This window comes from Streptomyces sp. NPDC052107, assembly GCF_040680215.1.
Taxonomy (GTDB): Bacteria; Actinomycetota; Actinomycetes; order Streptomycetales; family Streptomycetaceae; genus Streptomyces.
Genome location: NZ_JBFAWG010000007.1, coordinates 103,755 through 123,305, shown reverse-complemented (window position 1 = coordinate 123,305; position 19,551 = coordinate 103,755). Strand labels below are relative to the sequence as shown.

General features: G+C 72.2%; 15 protein-coding genes and 2 pseudogenes. 8 read left to right on the top strand and 9 right to left on the bottom strand.

Annotated elements, in window-relative coordinates:
* Nucleotides 1-7: 7 nt before the first annotated feature.
* The 6 genes and pseudogenes from AB0M27_RS10135 to AB0M27_RS10110 form a co-directional block, all read right to left on the bottom strand.
* Nucleotides 8-823 carry a carbohydrate ABC transporter permease gene (locus AB0M27_RS10135; RefSeq protein ID WP_365720161.1) on the bottom strand — a complete coding sequence of 272 codons (816 nt, stop codon included), beginning with the start codon at nt 821-823 and terminating at the stop codon, nt 8-10.
* Nucleotides 824-846: 23 nt separating this feature from the next.
* Nucleotides 847-1,812: a sugar ABC transporter permease gene (locus AB0M27_RS10130; protein ID WP_365719897.1), complete on the bottom strand. Its 966-nt coding sequence runs from the start codon at nt 1,810-1,812 to the stop codon at nt 847-849.
* 20 nt (nt 1,813-1,832) lie between these two features.
* A pseudogene (locus AB0M27_RS10125) lies at nt 1,833-2,570 on the bottom strand (extracellular solute-binding protein); the annotation flags it as partial.
* 148 nt (nt 2,571-2,718) lie between these two features.
* The gene (locus AB0M27_RS10120; protein ID WP_365720159.1) at nt 2,719-4,563 is read right to left on the bottom strand and encodes a glycoside hydrolase; all 1,845 of its coding nucleotides are present in this window, start codon (nt 4,561-4,563) and stop codon (nt 2,719-2,721) included.
* Between the two features lie 11 nt (nt 4,564-4,574).
* Entirely contained in the window at nt 4,575-5,816 is a 1,242-nt protein-coding gene (locus tag AB0M27_RS10115) for an ROK family transcriptional regulator (protein WP_365719895.1), read from the bottom strand.
* A gap of 161 nt (nt 5,817-5,977) precedes the next feature.
* A complete protein-coding gene (locus AB0M27_RS10110) occupies nt 5,978-7,249 on the bottom strand; it encodes an FAD-binding protein (RefSeq protein ID WP_365719893.1) in 1,272 nt (423 codons plus the stop codon).
* 158 nt (nt 7,250-7,407) lie between these two features.
* Between AB0M27_RS10110 and AB0M27_RS10105 the strand changes: the two genes are divergently transcribed.
* From AB0M27_RS10105 to AB0M27_RS10080, 6 genes are all read left to right on the top strand, one after another.
* Nucleotides 7,408-8,082 (top strand): pyridoxamine 5'-phosphate oxidase family protein, encoded by a 675-nt coding sequence (locus tag AB0M27_RS10105; RefSeq protein ID WP_365719891.1) that lies wholly within the window; start codon nt 7,408-7,410, stop codon nt 8,080-8,082.
* Between the two features lie 58 nt (nt 8,083-8,140).
* A complete protein-coding gene (locus tag AB0M27_RS10100; protein WP_365719889.1) occupies nt 8,141-9,484 on the top strand; it encodes a radical SAM protein in 1,344 nt (447 codons plus the stop codon).
* Nucleotides 9,485-9,720: 236 nt separating this feature from the next.
* Nucleotides 9,721-11,211 carry a cellulose binding domain-containing protein gene (locus AB0M27_RS10095; RefSeq protein WP_365719887.1) on the top strand — a complete coding sequence of 497 codons (1,491 nt, stop codon included), beginning with the start codon at nt 9,721-9,723 and terminating at the stop codon, nt 11,209-11,211.
* A 316-nt stretch (nt 11,212-11,527) separates the two neighbouring features.
* Entirely contained in the window at nt 11,528-12,622 is a 1,095-nt protein-coding gene (gene rsgA / locus AB0M27_RS10090) for a ribosome small subunit-dependent GTPase A (RefSeq protein WP_365719885.1), read from the top strand.
* Nucleotides 12,623-12,805: 183 nt separating this feature from the next.
* The gene (locus AB0M27_RS10085) at nt 12,806-14,197 is read left to right on the top strand and encodes an AlkA N-terminal domain-containing protein (protein WP_365719883.1); all 1,392 of its coding nucleotides are present in this window, start codon (nt 12,806-12,808) and stop codon (nt 14,195-14,197) included.
* Nucleotides 14,194-14,685, top strand: a complete 492-nt coding sequence (locus AB0M27_RS10080; protein ID WP_365719881.1) for a methylated-DNA--[protein]-cysteine S-methyltransferase — start codon at nt 14,194-14,196, stop codon at nt 14,683-14,685. Before AB0M27_RS10085 ends, AB0M27_RS10080 begins: the two co-directional genes overlap by 4 nt.
* A gap of 99 nt (nt 14,686-14,784) precedes the next feature.
* Here AB0M27_RS10080 and AB0M27_RS10075 read toward each other — a convergent pair whose 3' ends face one another.
* Entirely contained in the window at nt 14,785-15,174 is a 390-nt protein-coding gene (locus AB0M27_RS10075) for a PPOX class F420-dependent oxidoreductase (RefSeq protein WP_365719879.1), read from the bottom strand.
* Between the two features lie 270 nt (nt 15,175-15,444).
* Here AB0M27_RS10075 and AB0M27_RS10070 point away from each other — a divergent pair, with 270 nt between their 5' ends.
* Entirely contained in the window at nt 15,445-16,635 is a 1,191-nt protein-coding gene (locus AB0M27_RS10070) for a GDSL-type esterase/lipase family protein (protein WP_365719877.1), read from the top strand.
* 18 nt (nt 16,636-16,653) lie between these two features.
* Here the strand turns inward: AB0M27_RS10070 and AB0M27_RS10065 are convergent, their stop codons facing one another.
* The gene (locus tag AB0M27_RS10065; protein WP_365719875.1) at nt 16,654-17,136 is read right to left on the bottom strand and encodes a DUF456 domain-containing protein; all 483 of its coding nucleotides are present in this window, start codon (nt 17,134-17,136) and stop codon (nt 16,654-16,656) included.
* 77 nt (nt 17,137-17,213) lie between these two features.
* Nucleotides 17,214-18,194: a helix-turn-helix domain-containing protein gene (locus tag AB0M27_RS10060; protein ID WP_365719873.1), complete on the bottom strand. Its 981-nt coding sequence runs from the start codon at nt 18,192-18,194 to the stop codon at nt 17,214-17,216.
* A gap of 1,118 nt (nt 18,195-19,312) precedes the next feature.
* Between AB0M27_RS10060 and AB0M27_RS10055 the strand changes: the two are divergent.
* A pseudogene (locus tag AB0M27_RS10055) lies at nt 19,313-19,551 on the top strand (hypothetical protein); the annotation flags it as partial.

The following is a 19,551-nucleotide window of genomic DNA, read 5'->3' as shown; positions in this document are numbered from 1 at the left end:
TCCTAGCTCAGCCCTTGATGCCGGTCTGCGCGATCCCCTGCACCAGCCAGCGCTGGAGGAAGAGGAACACGAACAGCAGCGGCAGGATGGAAATGGCGGCCGCCATGAAGATCTGGTGGAAGACGACGGTCTGGTTGGTGATGTACGAGGAGAGCGCGACCTGGACGGTCCACGAGTTGGGGTCCTGCCCGATGACCAGCGGCCACAGAAAGGCGTTCCAGCCGTTGATGAACGTGATCGTCGCGATCGCCGCGAAGAAGTTCAGCGAGTTGGGGACGACGACCCGCCAGTACGCGCCCCAGTAGCCGAGCCCGTCCACGCGCGCCGCCTCCTCCAGCTCCTTGGGGAACCCGAGGAAGTACTGCCGGAACAGGAAGCAGGTGAAACCACTGAACAGCCCCGGAATGATCAGACCCCGGTAGGTGTCCACCCAGCCGAGCGACGACACCAGCACGAAACTGGGCACGAAGGTCACCGAGGTCGGGACCATCAGGGTGCCCAGCACGACGTAGAAGATCTTGTTGGCGTGCCGGTACGGGATGCGGGCCAGGGCGTAGCCCGCGAGCGAGCACACCAGCAGGATGCCGGCGGTCATGGAGACGGCGACGACCGCGGAGTTCAGCAGCGACCGGGCGAACGGCACCGCCGGGTCGTCGAACAGCTCGCCGATGTTGCCCCACTGCGGGGGCGTGGGAAGGAACTCCCAGTGTTCTCCGGTGATCCGGGCGTCGGTGGACAGGGAGTTGCGCAGCAGCACGTAGAACGGGACCAGGAAGAGGACGGCGGCGACACCGGTGGCGATGTAGAGGCCGGTGTTGCCCATCACCCCGCCCCCGCGTTTGGCGGTCACTTGGACTCGTCCCCCCTTCCGAAGCCCATGAGCCTGCCCTGGAACAGGGTGACGACGACGATGAGCGCGGTCAGGATGACGGCGCCCGCGCTGCCGGCGCCGTAGTCCTGTTCCTGGCCCAGGGCGGTGTAGTACAGCTCGACCAGCGGGGGCCGGCCCCACGTGGTCTTGTCGAGCAGGTTGAAGAACTCGTCGAAGGCCTGGTAGGCGGCGATGAGCAGCAGCAGGATCACCGCGGTCGAGGTGGCGCGCAGCTGGGGCAGCGTGATGTGCCGGAAGGTCTGCCAGCCCCGCTTGGCGCCGTCGATGGCGGCGGCCTCGTACAGCTCGGCCGGGATGTTCTGCAACGCGGCCAGGAAGAGGATCATGTAGAAACCGGACTGCAGCCACAGTCGTGCCGAGACGATGACCAGCCAGTACCAGGGTGGATCCGGGCTGGCCAGCCAGGCGATGTTGTCGATCCCGAACCAGCCGAGGACCGTGTTCATCAGGCCGAAGCGCACGCCGCTGAAGAGGGACATCTTCCAGATCAGCGACGCCGCGACATAACTGCACGCGGTCGGCAGGAAGAACACCGACCGGAAGAACGCCCGCATGAACCTGAGCCGGTTCACCAGCAGGGCGAGACCCAGCGACACCGCCCAGGTGGTCGGCACGATGAACGCGGCGAAGACCGTGAAGGTGCCGAGCGAGTCGACGAACTTGGGGTCCGTCAGCATGTACGTGTAGTTGTCGAAGCCGATGAACCTGCTCGGCGTGACGGTGAAGCGCGCGTCGAAGAAGCTGAGGTAGACGCTCCAGACGATCGGCACGTAGATGAAGACGATCAGCCCGACGAGGAAGGGGCTGAGGAAGAGCCAGAAGTTGAACGTGCGGCTGCCCCGCAGGCCCCGCCAGGTCCGGGCCGGTTCGGCCTTGGCCGGGGCGGGGCCCGCGAGGACGGGTTTGGTGGTCGTCGACATGTCGTGGTCCGTCCGCCGGCCTATCCGAAGAGCTTCTTGAGCTCGCGGTTGACGGCCTTGTCGCACTTGTCGAGCGCCGCCTCCGGGTCACCTTCCTTGCGGACGCAGTCGGCCATGACGTCCCACGACGCGCTGATCATGGCCTGGGTCCAGGCGATGTTGTCGAAGTGCCCGTACTGGTTGAAGAGCTTCACACCCTGCGCGGGCAGACCGGACTCGAGCTTGGTGGCCGACGCGGCGATCGAGGCGCGCGGCGGGATGTGGAAGCCGTACGACGTCGCCCAGTCCTCCTGGTACTTCTTCTGGTCGATCCACAGCCACTTCACGTACTCCTTGGCCGCGTCGGCGTTGTCGCCCTTGGCGTTGACGAACATCGACCAGCCGCCGTTGTAGACCGAGGGCTTGCCCGAGTCGACGGTCTTCGGGAAGGGGAAGACGCCGAGGTCGTCGCCGAGCGCCTTCTGGAACTGCGGCATGGCCCACATGCCGCAGAACTGGATGGCACACAGGCCCTGGCTGAGCGAGGAGGGGTCCCAGTAGTCGGTGGGGGCGCCGAGGAGCAGATGGCCGCTGGTGAACAGCTTGCGCATCTTCTTCAGGCCCTCGGCGACGGCGGGCGTGTGGTAGGCGATCCGGTTCTTGTCGTCGAGGGTGTCGGCGCCCGCGGACCAGATCAGCGGGTTGACGACGGCGTGCAGGTCGTTGCCGAGGTACACGCCCTTGACCTTGCCGGTGGTGAGCTTGGCGGCAGCCTCGATACTCCGGGCCGCCGCCGGACTGACCGTCGCCGCTCTGTTCGAAGTGTTGTGTCTAGTTCGGAATTCCGAACGACCTGGAGGGGGAAGGGAGATGAGGGCCGCCGGGTCAGGGGAGTGGCCTGCGGCCCTCGGTCAGCGGAAGCAGGGGTTACTGCCGGGTCCAGGCCTCGTTCGCGCCGCCGTTGCAGCCGTACAGAATCACCTTGCTGCCGTCGGCGGTCGCCTGTCCGCTGACGTCCAGGCACTGGCCCGACGCCTCGTTCACGATCTGCCCGTTGCCGTTCAGCAGCCACCGCTGAGTGCCGTCGTCCGTGGCGGCCGCGGTCGCCGTCAAGCCCGAACTCCCCGCCGTCAGGTAGCCGTTGGCGTCCTTCAGGGTGCCCAAGGCGTCGTACGACCACGACTGGCCCGGCGCGCCCGTGCAGGAGGCGATCGTGGCCCCCGAGGCGTCGGCGGTCAGGCACTTGCCGGACTGCTTGCCGGCCAGGGCGCCGGTGAGCGCCGTACTGCCCTGGTCCTGCTGGTCGAGGACGTAGGTCGTGATGGAGCGGGCGGCCAGGGTCGTGGAAACGGTTCCGCCGCTGACAGCCGGCTCGGCGACCTTCGCCCAGTTCTCGTCCGCCGAGGTCCGCACCGCCTGTGTCGCCCGCACCGGCGCCTTGCTGTTGAAGTGCAAGTTCAGCGCGGTCTCGGTGGTGTTGTGGTTGTTCACCACGACCACCCACTGCCCGTTCCGGTCGTACGACGACACCTCCACGCCGTCCGGAGCCCCGGTCACGTTGTGCGCGACCGCGCCCGGCCGGACGAACCTGCTGTACTGGCCCAGCGCGTAGTACCGCTTGGTGAAGTACAGCCTCTGGTTGCCGTTCGTCGCGTAGCCGGGGTCGTAGTAGATCAGGCCGTCGTTCCAGCCCTGGTCGTTCCTGGTGTTCGGATCGGTGCCGTAACCGCTGGCGAGCGCCACCCACCACTGGAACGCCGAGTCGTGGGAGGTCGCGAAGTCCTTGTGGATGATCCGCGACATCAGCAGGGCGTTGTCGATGGTGGGGTCGTACTCCTGGTTCCAGCCCGTGCTGCCCTTGCCGAAGCAGCAGATCTCGGTGGCCCACGGCGTCTTGCCGACGGATTTCGCCGTCTCGTAAACGTTTCCGAGCTGGCCGTCGTCCGGGTTGTTGTACGTGTGATGGGCCAGCTTGGACACGTACTGCGCGGTGCCGGGCTGCGCCATCCACTGCGGGACCTCGCTGGTGAACTGCGTGGTCTTGCTGGACTCGTCCGCGATGAGGCCCGTCTTCTGGTGCCGGGCCCGCTGCTCGGCGCCCAGCGCGCGCACGATGTCGTCGCGCTGGCCGACGGGCACCGGCATGCCCTCCTGGCCGCAGTCGGCGAAGCTGTTGTCCGGCTCGTTGAAGGGGCTGACGTAGTCCAGCTTCACGTCCTGCCGCGCGAAGTGATCGGTCACGTCGGCGACGTACTTCGCGAAGTCGCCCTCGTTCTGGGCCTTCAGCTGTCCGCCGCAGCTCTTGCCGTTGGTCGTCCACTGGGCCGGCGCGCTGTTGACGAAGCCGATCAGGTCCTTCACGCCGTACTGCGCGGCGTACTTCAGGAAGGTCCGGCCACCTTTGTCCTTGCTCCAGTCGTAGGAGCCGTCGGGGGCGAGGAAGTCCTCGGCGGCGCGGGCCGGCGTGGTGACCGCGACACCACCGCCGCCGATGTTGTAGCGGTACGAGCTCAGCGCCAACCCCTGCTGGGAGAAGAGGAGTCGGGCGACCCGGGCCTGGACCTTCGGGTCGAAGCGCTGGAGGTCGTTGACCCACCAGGCGCCGGACGCGCCGATGTTGTCGATGGTCTGGGCGGCGTGGGGGGAGACCTCGGCGGCGGCCGGGGCGGCGTCGGCACTCGCGGCCGGGGAGGTGAGGAGGGCTCCGGTGACGGCCAGTGCGGCGGAGGCTGTCAGCAGCAGGAATCTCTTGCGGGGGTGAGACACGTGCATCCCTTCCGTCGTCATGAAGGCGGTGCGGTACGGCTCCTTGCGTTGCTGCGTTGTGCTGACCTCTGCCCGACGGACTGCAGCGCCCCTTCCAGCGCGAACGTTGCCGCGCCCAGGGACACCGGGTCGGTGGGGATCGGGGAGAGGACGATCTCGGTGGCGGCCAGCGGCCGGCGCAGCGCGTGCCGGGCCACGGCCTGGCGGACCTCGCCGAGCAGCGGCTCGCCCAGCCGGGCGGCAACCCAGCTGCTGAGCACGACCACTTCGGGGTTGAGGAGGTTGATCAGATCGGAGATGCCGGCGCCGAGATAACGGGCGGTGTCCCGGACCACCTTGAGGGCGACCGGATCGCTCGCGGCGACCGCGCGGGCCAGGGCGTCGATGGTGGCGGTCTGGTCCTCGGGGTGCAACAGCGGGGAGTGCGGGCTGAGTTCGCGCAGGTTCTGCATAATGCCGGGCGCGCCGACGTACGTCTCGACACAGCCGTGATTGCCGCAGTGGCACAGCCGCCCGTCCAGCACGAGCGTGGTGTGGCCCCACTCGCCGGCGCTGTTGCTCACCCCCCGGTGCAGCGCGCCGCCGAGGGCGAGCCCGGCGCCGACCCCCGTGCCCAGATTGACCACGACCGCGTCCCCGCGCCCCCGCGCGGCCCCGAACCACAGCTCGGCCACCGCGCAGGCGCGCAGCGGATTGTCCAAGTACAGGGGGTACGCGATGTGTTCGGCGAGCAGGTCGAGCAACGGCACCTCGTGCCAGTCCCAGTTGGGCGCGTACTCGGCGAGGCCGGTGTCCCGGTCCACCTGGCCCGGCACGCTCACCCCGACGCCGAGCACCCGGGCCGCCTCGACCCCGGCCTGTGCCACCACCGAGCCGACGGCCGCGGCCACATGCCCCACCACCTGCTCCGGGCGGCTCTCGCCGGGCCGCATGTCCTCGTCGGCGCGGGCCAGCACGTTCAACGCCAGGTCGAACAGCTCGACATGGACGTACGTCTCCGCGATGTCGACGCCGATCAACGCGCCCCCCGACGCGTTGACGGCCACCAGGCCCCGGGGCCGGCCGCCGGCCGAGTCCTCGAACCCGACTTCGGTGATCATGCGGAGGTCGAGCAGCTCGCCGACAAGCGTGGCGACCGTGGCCAGGCTCAGTCCGGTGGCGGCGGCCAGCTCCTGCCGGGAGGCGGGAGACTCGGCGATGATCTGGCGCAGCACCTCGTAGCGGTTCGCGGTGCGGATGTCACGTGATGTGCGCTTCAACGCGGCTGCCCCTCCCATCCCGTCCAGCCGGACCAGGCCGGGGCGGCATCGGCACCGGCGCGGGCGCCAGGCTATGGGCTGGGAGGAGGTTTCGACAAGGGGTTAGGAAAGGGGCTGGAGAAAGGAGAGGGGGCTGGAGAAAGTCCTCGTCCGAGCGGCCGTCAGTCGTCCAGGAGGCCGAGGAGGTCCCGCAGGAAGGCGTTGGTGAACGTGCCGGAAGGATCCAGGTGGCGGACCAGGGCCTGGAAATCGGTGAACCGTTCGTACCGCCCGCGGAGTACGGACGAGGGGATCTCGAAGACCTTCCCCCAGTGCGGGCGCGGGTCGAACGGCTCCAGCACCTCCTCCAGCCGGCGCACCACCGGCAGCACCGCCGTCTCGTCCCGCACCCAGGTGAAGTGCAGCGCGACCGAATCCCGTCCGTGGGCCGGGCTCAGCCACTGCGTGTCGGCGGCGACCGTGCGCACCTCACAGGTCTGCAGCACCCCGGCGACCGTCTCCCGGATGCCGTCGATCGCATACAGCGCGTCGAGGGCCGCCGAGCGCGGCAGCAGATACTCCGACTGGATCTCCTCCCCACTGCTGGGCGTGAACTCCGCCCGGAAGTGCGGCAGCCGCTCGTGCCACGGCCCGGGCACGCCCAGCTGCTCGGTGCAGTTCTGCGCGGGCATGCCCGGCACCGGGTGCAGCGGGCCCGCGGCGGGCGCGGCCCACGGGAAGTCCACCGCCGGCCGGTCCGTGCGCCGCTTGACCCACACCTGCCTGAAGCCCGGCTTCCGCCAGTCCGTGAACAGGCTCACGCTGTACCCCGCAGCCGCCACGGCATCGAAGTCCAGCCCCTCCATTGGGAGTTCGGTGTAGACCCGCTGCTCCACCTCGTACGCCGGCTCCAGATCGAGCGTGAGCGCGGTGACGACGCCGAGTGCCCCGAGGGAGGCCACGACACCGTCGAACCGCTGGTCGTCCCGGCCCATCGCCCCGGCCGTGCCGTCCGCGACGACCATCTCCACCTCCCGGACCGCCGACGCCAGCGGGCCGTTGTCCACGCCCGAGCCGTGCGTGCCCGTCGCCACCGAGCCGGCCACCGAGATGTGCGGCAGGGAGGCCATGTTGGGCAGGGCGAGACCGTGCGCGTGGACCGTGCGGGCCAGTTCGGCGTAGCGGACCCCGCCCGCCACCCGGACCGTGCGCGCCGCCGTGTCGACGTCGATCATCCGCGGCAGCCCGGCGGTGGACAGCAGCACGCCGTCCGGTCCCGGGTCGGCGATCCGGTTGAAGGAGTGCCCGCTGCCCAGCACCCGCACCCGCTCACTGCGCGCCACGAGCGCCGCGAGCCCGTCGAGCGTGCGCGGACGGTGCAACTCGCGCGCGGTGTAGGTGACGGTGCGCGCCCAGTTGGTGACCGTCCCGGCGGTCTCGGCCGTCCCTGCCACAGTTGCGTCCCTCCCGGAGAGTGCGTCTACGCCGACCCTCTCATCCGCCGTGTCCCAGAGGGGAGTCCATCTGCGGATTTCGTCGCCGAAACCGTATTCATCAACGTATCCGGGATTTGGCTGGCCTGCAGACTGCGATATCGATACCTTTTCGATCCATGACCCAGGAACCGCTTCCCGCCCGCCTGCCCGTCACCGACCGCACCCGTCACCGCCGGCTGCGCGAGCAGGGCGGCCTGGAGCGGGCAGAGCTGGAGGCGATCCTCGACGCCGCCTTCGTCTGTCATCTCGGTGTGCTGGTCGAGGGGCGGCCGCTCGTCGTGCCCACGGTGTACGGGCGGGACGAGCGGTGGCTGTATCTGCACGGGTCCGTGGCCAGCCGCAGCCTCGCCGGTGACACGCCGGTGTGCGTGACCGTCACCCACGTGGACGGGCTCGTGCTCGCCCGGTCCGTCTTCGAGCACGGCGTCAACTACCGCAGCGCCATGATCCACGGCACGGCTCGCAAGGTCACCGACCCCGAGGAGAAGCTGGAGGGCCTGCGCCGGCTCACCGAGCACTCCGCGCCCGGCCAGTGGTCGTACGCCCGCCGCCCCAACCGGAAGGAACTGGCCGCCACCACCCTCCTCGCCCTCTCCCTGGAGGAGGCCTCCGTCAAGATCCGCACCGGCGCCCCGGACGACGGCGACGGCCCCGACGCGGCCCTCGGCCTGTGGGCCGGGGTCCTGCCGCTGACCACGGCCTGGGGCACCCCGGAGCCCGACCCGGCGCTGCCGGCCGGGACCGCCGTACCGGACCACATCGCGCGCCGTGCGGGGACCCGGCACGGCTGAGCCGCAGGCGGGGGCATACGGTGTGAGACGTACGCCTGAACCGGGAGGAGACAGACGGATGGGCAGTCGTACCGCGCTGGTCGAGGATCTGATGGAGCGGTTTCCGCACGTACCACGGGAAGCCGTCTTCAAGGAGGATCTGCTCCGCGGCGGCGTCGCCTTCGACCCGTCCGCCCTCAGCGACAACGAGAGCGGCGAGGTCAAACCGAAGTCGTACTTCATCTTCTCCTTCGACCACGGCACCCTGCCCGAGCTCGGCGAGGCCGCGCTGCGGCGCCCGCCGGAGGAGATCATCCTCACCGGCGGGCCGTACGACCTGCGGCGTACGGTTGTCTCCGTACGGGTGAACCCGGCCTCGCCGTACCGGGTGGCCGCCGACGACGAGGGGCTGCTCGGGCTCTACCTCGACGGGAAGCGGATCGCGGACGTCGGTGTCCCGCCGATGCCGGAGTACTACCGGCACACCCTCTCCAACGGGAAGTCCGTGATGGAGGTGGCCCCGACCATCCAGTGGGGTTACCTGATCTATCTCACCGTTTTCCGGGTCTGCCAGTACTTCGGTGCCAAGGAGGAGTGCCAGTACTGCGACATCAACCACAACTGGCGCCAGCACAAGGCGGCGGGGCGGCCGTACACCGGCGTGAAGGACGTCGAGGAGGTGCTGGAGGCCCTGGAGATCATCGACCGGTACGACACCCAGAAGGCCTCCACCGCCTACACCCTGACCGGCGGCGCGATTACGAAAACGGTTGCCGGCCGGGACGAGGCCGACTTCTACGGCCACTACGCCAAGGCCATCGAGGAGCGCTTCCCGGGCCGCTGGATCGGCAAGGTCGTCGCCCAGGCGCTGCCCAAGGCGGACGTGCAGCGGTTCAAGGACTACGGCGTGCAGATCTACCACCCCAACTTCGAGGTGTGGGACCGCCGGCTGTTCGAGCTGTACTGCCCCGGCAAGGAGCGCTACGTCGGCCGCGACGAGTGGCACAGGCGCATCCTGGACTCCGCCGAGGTCTTCGGCGCGCGCAACGTGATCCCCAACTTCGTGGCGGGCGTGGAGATGGCCGAGCCGTTCGGGTTCGCGACCGTGGACGAGGCGATCGCGTCGACCACCGAGGGCCTGCGCTTCTTCATGTCGCACGGCATCACGCCCCGCTTCACCACCTGGTGCCCGGAGCCCACCACCCCGCTCGGCAAGGCCAACCCGCAGGGCGCGCCGCTGGAGTACCACATCCGGCTGCTCCAGGCCTATCGCCAGACGATGGAGGACTTCGGGCTCTCCTCCCCGCCCGGCTACGGCCCGCCCGGACCCGGCCGCGCGGTCTTCTCCGTCAGCTCCTTCATGGACAGCCTGCCCGCGGAGGAGTCGGCGGTGGACGCCGAGGAGGCGCCGGCCGAGGTGTGATTCCGCGCACCGGTCCGGCGGGACGGTGAGCGGAACGGCGCCTGCATCCGTACTCAGGTGGGAGTTGTGGGCTCGTGGCGTCACGCATTCGCTCCGCCACCAACGGTAACCGGATCTGAACAGGCCGCTTGTCAGTTGTGTCGAGGACGTGAAAGGCTCTGTGCCCTGCCGCGAGGTTCCCCGCAACTCCCTTCCTTCTGTGGTGAGTTGACCTCGCTCGTGGATGCAGGAGTCCCATGCCCGACCTGCCGACCCCCAAGGACGCCACCGAGTCAGCGCTGTTCTCGGAGGGCTGGGACGCAGTGCTCAGCTACGCGGACCTGTGCACCTCCGGTTCCCTGACGGCTCATCAACTGGCGACCGAGGCCTTCACGCTCGGCATGCGTGAGGTCCGCGCCGCCGCGAGCACCCATGTGCGCGGCGCGGGCCGCCGCACCGCCCGGCTGCCCACGATCCCGGCGCTGCTCACCGCCGTACGCGACACCGCCGCCGCCTGGGAGGCCGACGGGCAGGGCCACAAGCTCGACCCCGACCTCCGGCTGTGGCTCAACTCCCCCAAGGCCGCTCGCTATTCGGGGCCGCCGCTGGAGCGCCCGGTCGCGCTGCGCGGCCTCAGGGACATGCAGGAGGCCGACGCGTCGCTGCTGTGGCTGGCCGAGGTGGAGGCGCTGCCCCTGCCCACCGTCGCCCGCCGGCTCGGCCTGGACCCGGCCACCGTCGCCGACGAACTCGACCAGGTCCGCACCCTGTTCCGCGACCGCTGCCACCGCGCCCACCTCGACACCCCGATGGACGCGCAGTGCCGCTCCTACGCCCGCCTGCTGGACGCGGTCACCCGCTCGCCGGCCGCCGACACCCCCGACGACCTCTCCCGGCACCTCGCGACCTGCGTGCGCTGCGCCGAGGCCGCCGCCTGTCTGCGCCTGCACGGCGGCGGGCTGCCCGCCGCGCTGGCGGGCGGGGTCATCGGCTGGGGCGGCCTCGCCTACCTGGAACGCCGCCGCCGTGCCGCCGAGGTCCGCCTCGGCGCGGGCCGCCCCGGCGGCGCCGACCCCGCCGCCGGCGATCCGGAGGAGGGCACCGGTCGCAGCCGCGCCCTGCGCGGCGGCCTGCTCGCCGCCGCCGTGCTGCTGCTCTCGGCGCTGGCGCTCGGCGTGTCGATGATGCCGTTCGGCGGCTCCGGCGAGGACAGCGCCGCCGCCCGCGACGACCGGCAGCCGGTCGCCGCCGACCCCAGCGTCTCCCGGACCAGCACCAGCACCCGGTCCGGCTCGCCGACGGCACCCGCCGCCACCCCCTCCGCGACACCGACCACGGCCGGCTCCGGCCTCAGGCAGCCCGACCCCGAACCCCAGGGCAGCACCTCCTCGGCCGCGCACCACCCCGGCCCCGGCCGCTTCAGCGCCCCCTCGGCCGGCTGCCGCGTCGTCTACGACCTCGTCGACCAGTGGTCCGACGGCTTCCAGGCCTCCGTCACCGTCACCACCGCCCGGCCCCTCGACGGCTGGAGCCTGTCCTGGGTCTTCCGCGACGGCCAGCAGGTCGGCCAGATGTGGGACGCCACCGTCCACCAGAGCGGCGCCCGGGTCACCGCCACCGCCGCCGACTACAACAAGGCCGTCGCCGCGCACGGCACGCTGTCCGTGGGGTTCATCGGCACCTGGCAGGGCAGAAACCGGGCGCCGTACGGTTTCACGCTCAACGGGGCCTCCTGCACGGCCGACTGAGCGCGCCGTACGGAAAACACGCGGCGCGGAAAACACGCGGCGCGGAAAACACGCGGCGCGGAAAACACGCGGCGCGGAAAGCGCGCCACGCGGAAAATGGTTTGACGCGACGCCCCTCCGGCGGGCTACGGTTTCCGTGCACGCCGAGGTGGTGTGCGCATGCGCGAGTGAGACGAGGAGGTGTCGACCGATGGCTGTCATTGCGATGGGCGCTGCCCGCATCCAGGAATCCGTCAAGTCCACCTCCGTGGCCACCGGCTGAACCCACCGCGCACCGAACGCGCCTGCCCGGGGCCACCCTTGTGAAGGGTCTCCCTTGACTTCCACCTCTGCTGTTTCCACCGCGCTGGCTCCCTACGGCTGGGACGAGGCCTGGGCCGACGCGTTCGCGCCCCACGCCGCCGACGGACTGCTGCCCGGCCGGGTCGCCCGGGTCGACCGCGGCCAGTGCGACGTCGTCACCGCCGACGGGATCGTCCGTGCCGACACCGAGTTCGTCGTGCCCCGTGACCCGATGAAGGTCGTGTGCACGGGGGACTGGGTCGCTGTCGACCCCGACGGCGACCCGCGATACGTCCGCGCGTATCTGCCGCGCCGCACCGCCTTCGTGCGCTCCACCTCCTCCAAGCGGTCCGACGGGCAGATCCTCGCCGCCAACGTCGACCACGCCGTCGTCGCCGTGTCCCTCGCCGTCGACCTCGACCTCGGCCGGATCGAACGCTTCCTCGCCCTGGCCTGGGAGTCCGGCGCCCAGCCCGTCGTCGTCCTCACCAAGGCCGACCTCGTGCCGGACCCGGTCACCCTGGCCCACCTGGTGCAGGACGTGGAGACGAGCGCGCCCGGTGTGCCGGTGCTCACCGTCAGCGCCCTGCACGGCGAGGGGCTCGACGTCCTCGTCGCGCTCGTCGGCTCCGGTACGTCCGTGCTGCTCGGCCAGTCCGGCGCGGGCAAGTCCACGCTGGCCAACGCCCTCGTCGGCGCGGACGTCATGGACGTACGGGCAGCCCGGGACGTCGACGGCAAGGGCCGGCACACCACGACCACCCGCAACCTGCTCGCCCTGCCGTCGGGCGGGGTGCTGATCGACACCCCCGGACTGCGGGGTGTGGGCCTGTACGACGCCGAGACGGGGGTCGGCCAGGTGTTCTCCGAGATCGAGGAACTGGCCGAGCGGTGCCGTTTCCACGACTGCGCCCACGAGACTGAGCCGGACTGCGCGGTTCGCTCCGCCGTGGAGGACGGGGAGCTCCCTCGGCGACGGCTGGAGAGCTACCGGAAGCTGGTGCGGGAGAACCAGTGGATCGTGGCCAAGACCGATGCGCGGGTCCGTGCGGAGCTTCGGCGGGACTGGAGGAGGAAGGGTGCCGAGGGGAGGGCGGCGATGGAGGCCAAGCGAGGGCGTTTCCAGTAGTGCCCGGTACTGGTGCGGGGGCCCGGGGGCTGCGGCCCCCGTGCCCCCGCTTCGGCCTGACGGCCTCGTCCTCAAAAGCCGGACGGGCTGGTTCTTGCCGGCCCGAGCCCAAAAGCGAACGTCAGATCCACGTCCGATTTCCGCCAGTCCCATCCCCCGCCCCGGTCCACACTGGAACATGTGATGGACGAAGACACCAGGTACGAGGCGGTGCGGAGCCGGGACGGGCGGTTCGACGGAGTGTTCTTCTTCGCCGTCGAGACCACCGGGATCTACTGCCGGCCCAGCTGCCCCGCGGTGACGCCGAAGCGGCACAACGTGCGGTTCTTCCCGACGGCCGCCGCTGCGCAGGGCTCCGGGTTCCGGGCCTGCCGGCGGTGCCGGCCGGACGCCGTGCCGGGGTCGGCGGAGTGGAACGTGCGGGCGGACGCCGTCGGGAGGGCCATGCGGCTGATCGCCGACGGCGTCGTGGACCGCGAGGGCGTCGCCGGGCTCGCCGCGCGGCTCGGCTACAGCGCGCGGCAGGTCCAGCGGCAGCTCACCGCGGAACTCGGCGCCGGGCCCGTGGCGCTCGCCCGGGCCCAGCGGGCGCACACAGCGCGGGTGCTGCTGCAGACCACCGAGCTGCCGGTCACCGAGATCGCGTTCGCGTCCGGGTTCGCCAGCGTGCGGCAGTTCAACGACACCGTCCGGGAGGTGTACGCCTCGACGCCGACCGAGCTGCGGGCCGCCGCCCCTCGGGGCCGGGGCCGGGCCGCTCCGGGCGCCGGGATACCGCTACGGCTCGCTTACCGCGGCCCCTACCAGGCCGCCGCCGTCTTCGGCCAGCTCGCGGCGGAGGCGGTAACCGGTGTAGAGGAGGTTTCCGGCGCGCCGGGCGGCCGTACCTACCGGCGCACCCTGCGGCTGCCGTACGGCACCGGGATCGTCGCCGTCGAGGAGCGCACCGGGGCGCCGAGGACCGGTACCGGCACCCATCCGGGCGGCTGGCTCGACGCGCGGCTGCACCTCACCGACCCCCGGGACCTCACCACCGCGGTGCAGCGGCTGCGCCGCCTGTTCGACCTCGACGCCGACCCGTACGCCGTCGACGAACGGCTCGGCGCCGATTCCCGGCTGGGCCCGCTGGTCTCCGCGCGGCCCGGGCTGCGCTCGCCCGGCGCCGTGGACCCGCCGGAGGCCGCCGTACGCGCTCTGGTCGGGAAGGAAGGCGCTCGGGAGCTGGTACGGCGGTACGGCAAGGTGCTCGACGCGCCCTGCGGCAGCCTCACCCATCTCTTCCCCGAGCCGGCCGTCCTCGCCGAGGCCGAGCCGGACGGGCCGCTGGGCGCGCTGGCCGCCGCCCTCGCCGACGGCACCGTACGGCTGGACCCGGGCGCCGACCGGGACGACGCGCAGGAGGCCCTGCGTGCCCTGCCCGGGATGGACCCGGCCACAGCTGCCGCCGTACGCGTCCGCGCGCTCGGCGATCCGGACGTCGCCCCGCCGGGGGCGGAGGTGCCCGACGGCTGGCGGCCCTGGCGCTCGTACGCCGTCCAGCATCTGCGCGTGGCAGGGGGGTGGAACGACCGATGACAACCGTTTACTGGACTCGACTGGACGCTCCGGTGGGCCGGTTGCTGCTCACCGCCGACGCGGACGGGGCCCTCACCTCGCTGTCCGTGCCCGGGCAGCAGGGCGGGCAGAGCGTGCAGGACGGCTGGCGGCACGATGCCGGGCCGTTCCGGGCCGCCGCGGACCAGCTCGCCGCGTACTTCGCCGGTGAACTCAAGGAATTCCGGCTGCCGTTGAGCCCGCACGGCACCGACTTCCGGCAGCGGGTGTGGGCCGCGCTGGACGCGGTGCCGTACGGCGCCACCGTCACCTACGGGGAGATCGCCGCGCGGATCGGCGCCTCCCGCGCGGCGGTTCGCGCCGTCGGTGGCGCGATCGGCGCCAACCCCCTGCTGATCGTGCGCCCGTGTCACCGGGTCATCGGCGCGGACGGATCGATGACGGGGTACGCGGGCGGAGTCGAACGCAAGGTGTGGCTGCTGACCCTGGAGGGCGCGCTCACCGGTTAGGGCGGTGGGAGTCGAGGACGGCGGTGGCGGACCCCGCGTCGCACCGGCCCGCCAGGACGCTGATGCCGAGCCCGGCCGACACGGCCCGCCGGCGCTCGCTCAGCTCTCGTCCGTCCCAGGCTCCTCCTCCAGGCCCCAGCTGCGCACCTTGCGGGGATGGACGCGGATCACCTCCTCGCTGAAGTGCGGGCCCAAGTCGTGCGGACCGACGAGGAGTTCTGCCTCGCCACGGATGTCGACACCGCGCACCCGCCAGGGCCGTATGCTCGCGATGTCGTCCACGACCAGGGCGACCTTCGGGTTGTGCCGGAGATTGCGCCACTTCTTCGTCGTACCCATCGCGTAGCCGCCGACCAGGATCGTGCCGTCGTCCTGGACGAAGAAGCCCACGGGGTTCGCCTGCGGCTGGCCGTGCGGGTCGACCGTGGCCATGCGGCCCAGCCGCTGCGATGCCAGATAGGTGCGCTCCGCCTCGCTGAATTCGGTCATGACGCCAGCCAAGCACGCCGGGCCGCCCCGCACATCGGCTCCGCGTCCTAGGTCCTGTGGTCGAACGCCCGTCGTCCGTCCGGAGGGCGGGCCCCGCGGCGTCAGGTGCGTGCCGGCCGAAGGCGGGGGGAGTTCGACGACCGGTCCCAGGGCCGCCGTCCCGCGCCCCGTTGCGCCGAGCGGGTGGACCGCTGTCGCGGGTGCGGTGGTGCGGCCCGGCCCTGTGGCACGGTCTGCTCGGACGGGCAACGGGGAAGGGCGGGTGCGGAGATGGCCGGGGCCGGACGGATCCTCGCGGTGCTGCTGCTGGCGATGGTGCCGGGCACGACCACGCCGGCTGTGGCGGAGCCGGCGCCGCCGTCCTGGACGGGCAGCTGGGAGACCGCGCCGTCGGGAACCGCTTCCGCACTGCCCGGTGCCGCGATCCGCAACGTCGTCCACCTCAGCGTCGGCGGCACGGCCGTCCGCATCCGGCTGGGCAACCGTTTCGGCACCGCGCCCCTGCGGCTCGGCGCGGTCACCGTCGCGCTGCGCCGTGGGGCCGGCCCGAGCGCGGTGCCCGGCACCCTGCGCACCGCCACGTTCCACGGCGCCCGGACGGTCACCGTCCCGACCGGCCAGGACACGGTCACCGACCCGGTGCCGCTGCCCCTCCCGGCCGCAGCCGACCTCCTCGTCACCGTGTACACCCCCGACGACAGCGGGCCCGCCACCTACCACCAGACCGCCCTGCAGACCAGCTACGTCGCCCGGGACGGCGCGGGCCGGGCCGCCGACGAGAACGGCGCCGCCTACAGCAGAACCATCAGCAGCTGGTACTACGTCACCGGCGTCGACGTCCTCGGCGCCGCGTCGGGCAGCATCGTCGCCTTCGGCGACTCCCTCACCGACGGAAACGGTTCCACCCCCGACACCGACCACCGCTGGCCCGACCGGCTCGCCGAACAGCTGCACGCGGACCGGCTCGGCGTCCTCAACGCCGGAATCTCCGGAAACCGTCTGCTGCGCGACGGCACCGGACCGCGCGCCCTCGCCCGCCTGGACGCCGACGCCCTGGACCGGGCCGGGGTACGGGTCCTGGTGGTCCTGGAGGGCATCAACGACATCAAGGGCACACCGACGGCCGACGACGTCACGGCCTACGCAGACGCCTACCGCGCACTCGTCGCCCGCGCCCACGTCCGGGGCGTCCGGGTCGTCGGCGTCACCCTCACCCCGTACCGGGGCTTCTCCGCCTACACGGTCGCCCGCGAGGCGGTACGGCAGCGGGTGAACGCCTTCATCCGCACCGGCGGCACCTTCGACGCGGTCGCCGACGCCGACGCCGCCCTCCGCGACACGGCCGACCCGACCCGCCTCCTTCCCGCCTACGATCCCGGCGACCACCTGCACTTCAACGACACCGGCATGACCGTGGTGGCCGGGACGGTACGGCGGGCGCTCGCCGAATCCCCCTCGTGACCGCTCCCGCGTCACCGCTCAACCCCACAGCACCGCACCCAGCCACGCCCCCGCGATCAGCAGGCAGGCGAACAGTTCCGTCAGCACGCTGGAGCCGCCCGAGCGCAGCGTCGTGCGGAGGGCGGCCATCGCCTCGCCGTGCCCGCCCAGGCGCAGCCGCTCGTAGAGATAGATGCCGGCCACAAAGCCCGGCAGCGCGCCCAGCACCGGCAGCAGGACGAAGCCGAGGAACGCCCCGGCGCCCGCGTACACCCCCATCCGCGGTGTGGCGCCGCTCTGGCGGAGCCGGCGCGGGGGCAGCGCCGTGCGGACCGCCAGCGACAGCAGCAGCACCGCGCTGGCCCCCGTCAGGACCGCCCAGGTCAGTGGCCGCGGATCCGTCAGCGCCCACCACAGCACCGCGGCCCACACCAGCCACGACCCCGGCACCCCGGGCACCAGCACTCCGCACAGGCCGAGCGCGACGACCACACCGACCAGCAGGAGTTCCCACACTCCCATCTGCCCAGAGTGCCCGAGAAGGCGGGCGAGGGCAGGCGACGGCGGGTGACGGCGGGTGGTGCCGGGCGGGCCGGAGCCTACGAGCGCGTGACCCAGCCCCGCTCGTACGCGTGCCAGCCCAGCTGCAGCCGGGTCGTCACCCCGGCCAGTTCCATCAGCCGCCGCACCCGGCGCTGCACGGTCCGCAGGCCCAGGTCGAGCTGCTTGGCCACGCTCGCGTCGGTCAGCCCGGCCAGCAGCAACGACAGCACCTCCAGATCGGTGGCGTCAGGGCCGTCCGGCTGCTCCTCGACCACCCCCGACGCCCCCAGCCGCAGCGGCAGCGCCTCCCGCCACACCGACTCGAACAGCCCGGCCAGCAGCTCCAGCAGCCCGCTGGCGTGCACCACCAGCGCGGCCGGCTCCGCCGTGCGCGAGGTCAGCGGCACCATCGCGAGCGCACGGTCGGCGATCACCAGCTTCGTCGGCACCCGGTCCACCGCCCGCACCTGCTCCTCCCGGCCGAGCGCCGCCGTCAGCTCGGTCAGCCCGTGCGGTGGCTCCAGCACCGCGCGCTCCACCACCACCCGGTAGCGCACCCCGCGCCCGGCCGCCTGCGCCTCCGCCTCGTTCTCCACGCCGGACACGACCACCGGATTGCCGGTCACCAGGGCGCACACCTCCTCGGCCGCCCCCAGCTGCAGCTGCAGAAAGCGCTGGGCCACCGCCGAGGCACCGGTGACCACCTCCACCAGGTCGTGCACCGCGGGCTCGGCCGCCGCCGCCCGGTACTCCTCCGCGAGCAGCGCCGCCGCCAGCTCCGCCTGCTCCAGCTCGTGCCGCTGCTGGGTGAGCAGCGCGCCCAGCGCCACCCCGGGCGGGGCCGCCACCCAGCGGCCCGGCCGGGCCGGGGACTGGGCGGCGAGCCCCTGCCGCTCCAGCCGGCGCAGCGCCCGCTCGGCGTCCGGCTCGGACAGCGTCAGGCGCCGCGCCAGATCGGTCACGTCGGCCGCGCCCACGGACACCAGCGCCCGGTACGCCGCCTCGTGCGTGTCGTCCAGCCCTATCGCCGCCAGCATCGGCCCACGTCCCTCCCCTGGAACCGGCCTGGAATCCAGGGCCCGGAACCCGCCACCAACCAGCCACCACGACGGGCCCGGCCTGGCGGAAACCGGCCACGGCGCAAACCCGCCGCGAAACATCATCGCCGTACCGGAGGCGGGTCTGCCAAGGTGGCAGCATCGCGGGACTCGGGCAGTTCTCTCGATTCACGGCCGGGTCCCAGGAAACCAAGCCACAATCCGGCCATCCGACCGGTGCCCCGTCACGGCCCGGTCGCCCTGGTCCGTGGCCCGGGCCCGGACGCGTGCGAGCCACGGGAAGGGGATCCGGGGCCGGGTCACCTGGACGTCGCCGGGCGGTCCTCCCGTGGGGGGTGGGGCCGCCCGGCGACCATCAGCCCTCTCTCGTACGGCTGTTCACTCCCTCACCCGACACGCCGTTCGACGCGGCCGGGTGCGCCGGATTTTCCTGATGCCCCGTTTTCATACGGCCCGTGCGGTGGACAATCAGAGGCATGAGCCAGCAGGGGGGAAGGCCCGCCCGTCCTGAGGACGACTGGTGGGGACAGCTGTACGACGACTCCACTGAGGACACGGGACCCGCGGCCGCGCCCGATTCCCTGGACGACCGCTTCGCCTCGGCGAAGCACACGGTGACGGACCTGCCGGGCACGACACCGCCCCGCGAGGCCGGGCCGCAGCGCGATCCGGTGCCGTTGCGAGATCCGGCGCGGGGCAGGCGGAACGACGACGGTGGCGCGGACCCGGGCGCTGGGGGCGCGGACCGAGGTGCCGGAGGGGCGGGGGGAACGGAGTCCCGGGAGCCCGCGGTGCCGACGCAACGCGCGGCCCAGGACCCCGTCACCCCGCGACCAGTCACCCCGCCGCCCGCCCCCCCGGCTCCGGCGACTCCCTCCGCTCCGCCTCCCGCTCCCGGCGCGGCGACCGGCGCGCCACCCCGGCCGCGGTCGCCCTGGGAGCCTCCGCCGGCCGCACCCCCGACCCCGTCGACGTTCGCCCCGGCCCCCAGGCCCCCGGAACCGGCCCCGACACCGTCGGCACCATCCGACCGGCAGCCACCCCCGGCCCCCTCCCTGCCGACGGCACCGGCGTCCGACCGCCCTGAACAGTCCCCTGTGGCAGCCGCCTCGCTTCCAGATTCGGTCTGGCCCGCACCTCTGCCTCCCCCCGCCGTCGACGACGTCGGCTCCGGACCGCCCGCCCACGACCCCGAGCCCGCCTCGGCCTCTCCCGCGCCCGCATCCCCTTCCGCCGTCGATGACGTCGGCTCCGGACCGCCCGCCCACGACCCCGAGCCCGCCTCGGCCTCTCCCGCGCCCGCATCCCCTTCCGCCGTCGACTACGTCGGCTCCGG